At 73.4% G+C, this 9185-nt stretch carries 8 protein-coding genes; 3 read left to right on the plus strand and 5 right to left on the minus strand.

Features of this window, described 5'->3' with window-relative positions:
- Positions 1-83 precede the first annotated feature (83 nt).
- The gene (locus tag E1300_RS44095; RefSeq protein ID WP_131763239.1) at positions 84-770 is read right to left on the minus strand and encodes an esterase/lipase family protein; all 687 of its coding nucleotides are present in this window, start codon (positions 768-770) and stop codon (positions 84-86) included.
- A 206-nt stretch (positions 771-976) separates the two neighbouring features.
- On the opposite strand from E1300_RS44095, the gene E1300_RS44100 reads away from it, so the two are divergent.
- The gene (locus E1300_RS44100) at positions 977-2188 is read left to right on the plus strand and encodes a pyridoxal phosphate-dependent aminotransferase (protein WP_207400315.1); all 1212 of its coding nucleotides are present in this window, start codon (positions 977-979) and stop codon (positions 2186-2188) included.
- 74 nt (positions 2189-2262) lie between these two features.
- Positions 2263-3480, plus strand: a complete 1218-nt coding sequence (locus E1300_RS44105; RefSeq protein ID WP_131763240.1) for a cytochrome P450 family protein — start codon at positions 2263-2265, stop codon at positions 3478-3480.
- A 15-nt stretch (positions 3481-3495) separates the two neighbouring features.
- On the opposite strand, the gene E1300_RS44110 is transcribed toward E1300_RS44105, so the two are convergent.
- The 4 genes from E1300_RS44110 to E1300_RS44125 form a co-directional block, all read right to left on the minus strand.
- Positions 3496-4512 carry a cytochrome d ubiquinol oxidase subunit II gene (locus E1300_RS44110; protein WP_131763241.1) on the minus strand — a complete coding sequence of 339 codons (1017 nt, stop codon included), beginning with the start codon at positions 4510-4512 and terminating at the stop codon, positions 3496-3498.
- 72 nt (positions 4513-4584) lie between these two features.
- Positions 4585-5949 carry a cytochrome ubiquinol oxidase subunit I gene (locus tag E1300_RS44115; RefSeq protein WP_131763242.1) on the minus strand — a complete coding sequence of 455 codons (1365 nt, stop codon included), beginning with the start codon at positions 5947-5949 and terminating at the stop codon, positions 4585-4587.
- A 146-nt stretch (positions 5950-6095) separates the two neighbouring features.
- Entirely contained in the window at positions 6096-7070 is a 975-nt protein-coding gene (ligD, locus tag E1300_RS44120; RefSeq protein WP_131763243.1) for a non-homologous end-joining DNA ligase, read from the minus strand.
- Between the two features lie 38 nt (positions 7071-7108).
- Positions 7109-8311: a PucR family transcriptional regulator gene (locus E1300_RS44125; RefSeq protein WP_131763244.1), complete on the minus strand. Its 1203-nt coding sequence runs from the start codon at positions 8309-8311 to the stop codon at positions 7109-7111.
- Between the two features lie 133 nt (positions 8312-8444).
- On the opposite strand from E1300_RS44125, the gene E1300_RS44130 reads away from it, so the two are divergent.
- Complete coding sequence (locus E1300_RS44130) at positions 8445-9077, plus strand: FMN-binding negative transcriptional regulator (RefSeq protein ID WP_131763245.1); 633 nt, start codon at positions 8445-8447, stop codon at positions 9075-9077.
- Positions 9078-9185 lie beyond the last annotated feature (108 nt).

Consider the following 9185-nt stretch of genomic DNA (forward strand, 5'->3'; position numbering starts at 1 on the left):
GGAGCGGCGGGCGGCCCGCCGGTGAGGGACCGGCGGGCCGCGGGACGATCCGTGCGGGAGCGAAAGGAGCAAAGGGCGGGGGGCTAGGAGGCGAGGAAGGTGCGCACCGCCGACAGCACGATCGTGTCGGTCAGGTACGTGAGGTGGTTCTCGCAGGCCACGTAGTTGTTGGTGGCGCCGCTCAGCATCGTGCTGGTGTAGGGGATGATGACGCCGTCGCACGGCGAGTACCAGGTGGCGTACCTCGTGTCGCCGGGCGTCTCGTCACCGGACGACAGCGTCTGGATGAAGGACGAGCCGGGCGACATCTGCTGGCAGGTCACGAAGATCGTGCAGCTGTAGGCCGAGGTGGTGCCGTGGTTGGCGCCGGCGAGCGAGGCCAGGTGCCGGACGTAGGGCTGGCCGCCGAGCTGCTTGATGTACCACTGGCTGACGAGCCCGCCCATCGAGTGGTTGACGATGTCGACCTGGGACGCGCCGGTCCGCGAGCGCACCTGGGACACGAACGTGGCGAGGCCGGAGGCGTTGGTGCGGTTGTCTCCGTAGGAGTTGTACTCGTAGGCGTACAGCTCGTCGCTGCTGTACCCGGCGGTGCGGAACAGCGCCATCGCGGTCGTCCAGTTGGACGCGCTGCCGGTGTAGCCGTGGACGAAGACGACGGGCGTGTGCCCGGCCGCGTGGGCGGTGCCGCCGACGCCGACGACGGTGCCGAGCACCGTGCAGAAGGCGGCGGCGGCCGTGGCGAGCCAGGTGCGGAGGTTCCGGCGCATCGTGCTGCTCCTTGTGGGGTGGGGGACTGCCACGAGTGTGGGTCCGGCCCCGCATGGCGGCATCGGTGAAATCGCCGGTCGCGTCCCGGCTGAACCGGCGGCGGGCGCGGGCGCGTATGCATGGGCGCCACGCCATCCACCGGACGACGTTGGACGCCGCCCTTCCGACCACGGTCGCCGTCCCCTTGCGCACGAGGAGCAGAGACGTGTCGTCGGACACCATCGACCCGAGCGTGCTGCGCAGGAACGCGCACAGCCCCTCCTTCTTCGCCCTCCAGCGGGCCGCCTCCGGCCAGGCCGACCTGGTCGACTTCTGCATCCCCTGCAACCCGTACTTCCCGACGCCCGGGATGTTCGCGCAGCTCGCGGGCTCGCTGGAGCAGATCCTGAAGTACTATCCGAGCGACTCGGACACGATCACCGCCGAGATGTGCGCGGTGCTCGGGCACAATCCGCAGACGGTCGTGATGGGCAACGGGTCCACGGAGCTGATCACGTGGATCGACCGGATGATGGTGCGGCAGAGCCTCGCGACGCCGATCCCGACGTTCGGCCGCTGGACGGACCAGCCGCTGGAGACCGGCAAGCGCGTCGACATGTTCCAGTTGCCGGAGTACCGCGACTTCGAGCTCGACGTGGACGCGTTCGCGCACTTCGTGCGGGTCCGCCGCTCGCGGGTCGCCGTGATCTGCAACCCGAACAACCCCGACGGCGGCTACGTCCCGCGGCGGGAGGTCGTCCGCCTGCTCGACCTGCTGATCGACCTCGACCTGGTCGTGGTGGACGAGTCGTTCCTCGACTTCGTGGACGCCGAGCAGTACCCGAGCGTGGCGGACGAGGCGCGGATCCGGCCGAACGTGATCGTGCTGAAGAGCCTCGGCAAGAACTTCGGGCTGCACGGCGTCCGGTTCGGCTACCTGGTCGCGAACCCGGCGCTCGCGGCGACGATCCGCGGGGCGCTGCCGAAGTGGAACCTCAACTCGTTCGCCGAGGTCGTCGTGTTCCTGCTGCGCGAGCACCTCGACGAGTACCGGGAGAGCCTGCGGCTGCTGTCGCGGGACCGGGCGTCGATGATCCGGCAGCTCGCGACGCTGCCGGGGCTGCGGGTGTTCCCGTCCCAGGGGAACTTCGTGCTGGTGAAGCTGCCGGACGGCCGGGACGGCGTCGCGCTGCGGGACCACCTGCTGACCCAGCACGGCGTGTTCGTGCGCGAGTGCGGCAACAAGCTCGGGTCGTCGAGCCGGTTCCTGCGGCTGGTCGTCCGGCCGCAGGCGGACGTGCAGCGGCTGCTGTTCGGGCTCGGGTCCTACCTCTACGGGACGCCGCAGGCGCCCGCGGCTCCCGACGACAATGTGCTGTCGCTCCAATTCAGGAGCGGCCGAAATGGAGAAGAGGATTCCATCGACATGGTGATGTAGCGGCCGGGCCGCTCCATCGTACGTTGGCAGCGTTGCCTTTTCGCCGTTCCGACCGACGCGAACTGGAGAGCCCGATGGCGCAGCCCTATGCGATCGACCCCACCGGCAGCGATATCCAGGGAGAGGCGGCGAAAATCCGCGAGCGCGGCACGGTGGCGCCCGTGGAACTGCCGGGCGGGGTCGCGGCGTGGGCGGTGACCGGCCAGGAACCGCTGCGGCGCCTGCTGGCCGATCCGCGCGTGTCGAAGAATCCGCGGCTGCACTGGCGCGCGTGGCGGGACGGCGAGATCTCCGACGGCTGGCCGCTGCACCTGTGGGTCTCGGTGGAGAACATGTTCACCGCCTACGGCGCCGACCACCGGCGGTTGCGCTCGCTGATCTCGCGGGCGTTCACGCCGCGCCGCGCCGAGGCGCTCCGCCCGCGCGTCGAGGAGATCACCGCCGAGTTGCTGGACGCGCTCGCGGCGCTTCCGCCGGGCCCGGTCGACCTGCGCGAACGCTTCGCCTACCCGCTGCCGATCGAGGTGATCTGCCGGCTGTTCGGCATCCCGGACGGCACCCGCCCGGCGCTGCGCCGGGTGGTCGACGGGGTGTTCAACACGGCGCTGGACCCGGCGGACTCGCTGGCCAACCAGCGGGAGATGTACGAGATCCTCCAGGACCTCGTCGCCGCGAAGCGCGCCGCCCCGGGCGACGACCTGGCGAGCGTCCTCATCGCCGCCCGCGACGACGACGGCTCGCGGCTGAGCGAGCCCGAGCTGGTCGGCACGCTGATCCTGATGGTGTCGGCGGGCCACGAGACGACCGTGAACCTGCTCGACCACGCGATCGCGGCGGTGCTCGCGCATCCGGAGCAGCGGGAGCTCGTCCGGAGCGGACGCGTCCCGTGGAGCGAGGTGATCGAGGAGTCGCTGCGCTGGCAGGCTCCGGTGGCGAGCCTGCCGCTGCGCTACGCCGTCGAGGACATCGAGGTCGGCGGCGTCACCATCGCCGCGGGCGAGGCGATCCTCGCGGCGTACGCGGCGGCCGGCCGCGATCCCGCCGTGCACGGGGACGACGCGGACCGGTTCGACATCACCCGCGCGTCCAAGGAGCATCTGTCGTTCGGCTACGGCGTCCATTTCTGCGTCGGCGCGCATCTCGCCCGGCTGGAGGCGGAAGTGTCGCTCCCGGCGCTGTTCGAGCGTTTTCCCGATATGGCGCTCGCCGTCGCTCCGGACGAGCTGCGTCCGGTGGAGTCATTCATTTCCAACGGGCACCGGGCCCTTCCGGTTTTCCTGGCTCCGGCCTGACGCCGGGCCCGCGGGTCACTTCTCGGAATCGCGCGGCGGGACGTGCTCGCGCTGGAACGTCGTGTACAGCCACCACAGGGACGGCAGGAGGAGCAGCGCCCCGGCGGCGAGCGAGCCGAGGCTCGCGGCCAGGACGGACCGCGTCGCGGCGGCGTCGTCCAGTTCGACGCCCGGGAGCAGCCGCGGGTATTGGGCGAGGGCCCATCCCCACAGCAGCCCCAGCACGGCGAGGGCCGCCGTCACGCGGACGGCGACGTAGGCGCGGCGCCACAGCAGCGCGAGCGAGGCGAGGCCCGCCGCGATCGACACGGCCAGCAGCGGGAGGGCGCGCCCGGACGTCAGCTCGTCGAACAGCCCGGCGGCGTCGGCGCGGAGCACCGCGAGGCCGGCGGCCGAGAGCACTCCGACGGTTCCGCCGGCCGCCAGGGCGCGGCGCCGGAACCGCTCGCTGAGCTCGGTGTCGCCGCCGCGCTCGGCGTCCCGGGTCAGGTACACGGCGGCGAGGTAGGCGGCCGTCCCGACCGCGAGCGCGCCGCTGACCAGCGACGTCGGGTTGAGCCAGCTCGACAGGAGGTCGCCCTCCGCCACCCCGGGCGGGACGCGCCCGGACGCGATCGCCCCGGCCACCGTGCCGAGGAAGAACGGCGTGACCAGGGACGAGAACGCGAACGTGGCGCCGAACAGCCGCTGCTGCCACGGTTCGGTGCTGGCCTTGCGGAACGCGAACGCGGCACCGCGGGCGATGATGCCGAGCGCGACCAGCGTGAGCGGGATGTACAGGGTCGAGGCGATCGCGGCGAAGACGGACGGCAGGCCCGTCCAGGTGACGACGAGGACGAAGATCAGCCAGACGTGGTTGGTCTCCCAGACCGGGCCGATGGAGTGCTCGACGAGCGCCCGGTCCGGGCGGCCGCGTTCGGTGCCGCCGGCGAGCAGGTCCCACACGCCGCCGCCGAAGTCGGCGCCGCCGAACAGGACGTAGGCGCTGATCCCGATCCACAGGACCGCCAGCATCGCCTGCGCGAGCGTCATGCCGGCACCGCCCGGGCGGGGGCGCGCTCGCGCCGGGTCCGGTGTTCCGCACGGATCGGTCCGGTTTCCACTTCAGACCACCTTGTAGTCGGTGACGTCGCTCTCCTGGGGCGCGACCGGCACGGGCCGTGAGCGGGCCAGCCGCCGCAGGACGTAGACGGACGCGACCGTCAGGACCGCGTACACGGCGGCGACGAGGAGGAACCCCCACACGAGGCCGGGCGCGGGATTGACCGCGTCGGCGGTGCGCAGGTGCCCGTAGACGATCCACGGCTGCCGTCCGACCTCGGTCACGACCCATCCGGACTCCAGCGCCACCACGGCCGCGACGCCTGACAGCGCGGAGGCCCGCAGGAACCAGGGCGTGCGGGGCAGGTCGCGGCGGCGCCACCAGGAGAGGCCGAGCCAGAGGCCGAGGGCCAGCAGCGCGAAGCCGAGCCCGACCATGGTCTGGAACGCCAGGTGGACGGCGTTGACGGGCGGCCGGTCGGCGGCGGGCACCGTCTCCAGCCCGGTGATCTCGGCGTTCGGGTCCCAGTGCGCCAGCAGCGACAGCCCGTTCGGGACCTCGGCGGCGTAGCGCAGGTCCCCGTCCACCGCGACGCCTCCGAGGTGCAGCGGCGCGCCGCGCTCGGTGTGGAAGACGCCCTCCATCGCCGCCAGCTTGACGGGCTGGTAGTCGGCGACGAAGTGCGCCGCCCAGTCGCCGACGCCGACCTGCACGGGGGCGATCGCGGCGGCGACGGTGAACGGCAGCAGGAAGCCCAGCCGGTGGTAGCGGTCGCGCCGGCCGCGCAGCATCGCGACCGCGTACACCGACGCCATGCCGAACCCGGCGACCATGAACGCCGCCAGGATCATGTGGACGGTCTGCGGCGGCGTCGCGCGGTTGAACATCGCGGCCCACGGGTCGACCGAGACGATCCGGCCGTTCTCGGTGTCGAAGCCCGTCGGCTGCTGCATCCACGCGTTGGCCGTCACGACGAAGAACGCGCTGGCGACGCCCGCGACCACGATCGGGACGCCCGTCAGCATGTGCCGGACGGGCGGCAGGCGGTCCCAGGCGTACAGGTAGACGCCGAGGAAGATGGCCTCGATGAAGAACGCGATGCCCTCCAGCGAGAACGGCAGGCCGATGACCTGCCCGTAGGTGCCCATCAGGCCCGGCCAGAGCAGCCCCATCTCGAACGACAGGATCGTCCCGGACACGGCGCCGACCGCGAACAGCACGCCCATCGCGCGGCCCCAGCGCCGCGCGAGCAGCCGGTAGTTCCGGTCGCCGGTCCGGTGGCCGCGCCATTCGGCGAGCAGGGTGATGGCCGGCATCCCGACCCCCAGGCAGGCGAGCACGATGTGCCAGCCGAGCGAGAGCGCCATCTGCGTCCGCGCCGCTCCGAGGTCGGCCTCGGTGGCGGCGGTCGCCAGCGGACCGCCCATGATGTCCCGCCCTTCCGCCGCGCCGTCGCGCGGCCGCCGCCCCGCGGCCGCACACCCCGGGACTGCATACTCGCGACTGCATACCCGCGACGCGGGTGGGCACGCGGCGGCGCGGCCGTTCATGGGGGAACCATGACGGGCGCGCGTCAGGAGGCGGGCGGCCCCTCCCCGGCGGCGCGGCGGGCGCGGGCGCGGCGCTTGCCCTCGTGCATGGCCTGGACGCGGGCGATGGGGATCGTGTGGCCCTCGGCGACCAGGTCGTCGGGGAGGCGCTGCGGCGCGGGCATCAGCCGGGCCCACGGGTCGCCGTCCGCGAGGAGCGGCACCGCGGTGCGGACGGTGAACGCGCCGGGTTCGGCGGCGTCGAGGTCGTCCCACGCGACGGGGAACGACACGGGCGTGCCGGGCCGGATCCGCGGGCTGTAGGCGGCGACGACCGTGCCGGTGCCGGACCGGGTGGAGTCGAGGAACACCTTGCCGGCGCGGTCCTCGCGGATGAACGCGGTGGTGGCGAGCGCGGGGTCGAGGCGCTCGGCGCGCGCGGCGATCGCGCGGGTGGCGGCGGCGACGTCCTCGGCGGGGGTCCGCCCGTCGAGCGGGACGAACACGTGCACGCCCTTCGCGCCGCTCGTCTTGACGGCGCCGTCGAGGCCCGCGTCGCCGAGGGCCCGGCGGACGAGGTGCGCGGCGCGGACGGCGGCGCCGAACGCCTCCCCGGTGGGCGGGTCGAGGTCGAGGACGAGGTGGGTGGGCCGGTCCATGGCGGCGGCGCGGACGAGCGGCGGGTGGTACTCGACGGCGCGCTGGTTGGCGAACCACAGCAGCGTGCGGCGGTCGTCGCAGAGGGCGTAGGAGACCTCGCGCTGGGAGCTCTCGGCCCACAGCGTGACCGTCCGTACCCACGGCGGCGTGTACTTCGGGACGTTCTTCTGCATGAACGGCTTCTGGCCGCGCAGCACGCGGACGACCGACAGGGGACGTCCGGCCAGGTGCGGGACGAGGGCGCCCGCGACGGCGCCGAGGTAGTCGACGAGGTCGCGCTTGGTCGCCCCGGCCCCCGCGAACAGGGGCTGGTCGAGGTTGGTCAGCCGGACCCCGTCCCGCTCTTCTTCGGCGCTCACCGTCCCAGCTTCGCACGCGCCGCCGACATCGCCCGGGATCAGGCGGGCGGGGCCGTGGCGATCCAGGCGCGCAGGGCCATGTGGAACTCCAGGCGGCGGGAGGGGTCGTGGAGGTCGTCGCCGAACAGGGCCTCCAGCTGCCGCATGCGGTAGCGGACGGTCTGGGCGTGGACGCTGAGGCCGGTCGCGACGGCGGTGGCGTTGAAGTCGCATTCGAGCGCGACCAGGAACGTCTCTGCGAGCCGCCGGACGTGCCCGGGCCGGTCCCCGGCCTCGATGAGCGGCGCCAGGGCGCGCTTCACGGTGACCTCCATCAGGTACCGGTCGCGCATGAGGATCAGCAGCGGCAGGTGGTCGGTGACGGCGATCGGGCGGCCCGCAGGGAGCACGCCCTGCGCGGCGAGGCCGAGGGCCTGGCGGGCGAGGCGCAGCGACCGGGCGAGGCCCGTGATCTCGACGGCGGGGCCGATCGCGGCCGTCCAGCCCCGGAGCCCGGACTCGATCTGGCGGCGACGCCCGGGCCCCTCGGGATCGGGGACGACCAGGCACGGCTCGTCCAGGTGCAGGCCGGTCAGCACCTCCTGGGGCAGCGCCGCCGCGGGCCACGGCGCGCGGTTCGGACGGCGGAGCGCCACCGCCGCGATCGTCTGGGGCAGCGCCCACCCGGCCTCGTCGGCCAGTTCCTTGAGCAGCCCGGGCCGGGGCTCGGGGGCGATGAGGGCGTCGAGCAGCCGGGCGCGCCGGGCCCGGAGGTCCCCGGTGGCGCGCGCCCCCGCGTCGGTGTGGCCCTCGGAGACCGCGGCGGCGATCCGGTTGAGGTAGTCGAGCACGGCCGCGGCGACCTGGCCGATGATGTGCACGGTGACGCGGGGATGGCGCTCGGCGGCCTCGGTCAGCCGCCGGATGGAGACGGCCGCGCCGAGCCGGAACGCCGCCTGGGAGACCTCCTCCGAGAGGTTCTCCGCGGTCTCGATGGCGCCGACCTCGCGGAAGAACGCCAGGATGCCGTCGACGGGGGCGTCCCGGTCGACGAGGATCTCGAAGAACCCGGTGATCGAGCGCTCCACGGTGCGGGCGAGGAAGTCCGCGTGGGCGGGGTCCTGGAGGCGCGCGTACTGCGGGAGCTGCGCCTCGATGTCGCTGACCGCCTCGCGCACGGTCTCCGGGACCTCGCCGCGGAGCAGTTCGAGGACCTCGGCCATGTCCGTCTCGGAGAGCTCCCCGATCAGTCCGTTGTGCATACGCCCCACATATCGATGTAAGCCACATCACACTCCGACGATCACAAAATACACATGTTCGGCTCTGCGATGTAGTGATCGGCGGGGCCCGGCGGAGCGGCGCCGAGGCGGGCACTCGGGTAACGTCCAGATCATGTATGTACCGACCCATTTCTCCGTCGAGGAGGACGCGGTCCGGACGCTGCTCGGCGGCTGCGACGCCGCCGACCTGATCACCAGCACCCCGCGCGGGCTGCTGGCCACCTTCCTGCCCGTCCTCTACGACCCGGCGGTGGGCGAGCACGGCGCGTTCCTCGCCCACGTCGCCCGCAACAACGACCAGTGGCGCGAGCCGGTGCGCGGCGAGGCGCTGCTGATCGTCCACGGGCCCGACGGCTACGTCTCCCCCACCTGGTACCCGTCGAAGGCCGGGCACGGCCGCGCGGTGCCGACCTGGAACTACGTGACCGCGCACGTCTACGGCGAGCTGGTCGTCCACGACGACCCGGCCTGGCTGGAGGCGCTGGTCCGGCGGCTGACCGCCCGGCACGAGGACGGCCGGGACCCAGCGTGGTCGGTCGACGACGCCCCCGCCCGGTTCGTCGCCGGGCAGCTGCGCGCGATCGTCGGGCTGGAGCTGGTGGTCGGCCGGGTCGAGGCCAAGGCCAAGCTGAGCCAGAACCGGCCGGACGCGGACCGGGCCGCCGTCGCCGAGGCGTACCGGGCCCAGGGCGACCTCGCCATGGCCGAGGCCGTACGCGACGCGGGACGCGGCCGGGATGCGTGACGCGCGGCCGGGCCCCCGCGGCGCGTTATCCGGGGACGCCGGCGCGGCGACCGCCGGAGCGTCGACCGCCACCGCGCCGACCGCCGGCACGTCGGCCCGCACGACGAG

Source organism: Actinomadura fibrosa (genome assembly GCF_900659615.1).
Taxonomy (GTDB): Bacteria; Actinomycetota; Actinomycetes; order Streptosporangiales; family Streptosporangiaceae; genus Spirillospora; species Spirillospora fibrosa.

Coding starts and splice junctions, on each gene's coding strand:
- E1300_RS44095 (WP_131763239.1), bottom strand. CDS start 770: ATGCGCCGGAACCTCCGCACCTGGCTCGCCACGGCCGCCGCCGCCTTC.
- E1300_RS44105 (WP_131763240.1), top strand. CDS start 2,263: ATGGCGCAGCCCTATGCGATCGACCCCACCGGCAGCGATATCCAGGGA.
- E1300_RS44110 (WP_131763241.1), bottom strand. CDS start 4,512: ATGACGCTCGCGCAGGCGATGCTGGCGGTCCTGTGGATCGGGATCAGC.
- E1300_RS44115 (WP_131763242.1), bottom strand. CDS start 5,949: ATGGGCGGTCCGCTGGCGACCGCCGCCACCGAGGCCGACCTCGGAGCG.
- E1300_RS44125 (WP_131763244.1), bottom strand. CDS start 8,311: ATGCACAACGGACTGATCGGGGAGCTCTCCGAGACGGACATGGCCGAG.
- E1300_RS44130 (WP_131763245.1), top strand. CDS start 8,445: ATGTATGTACCGACCCATTTCTCCGTCGAGGAGGACGCGGTCCGGACG.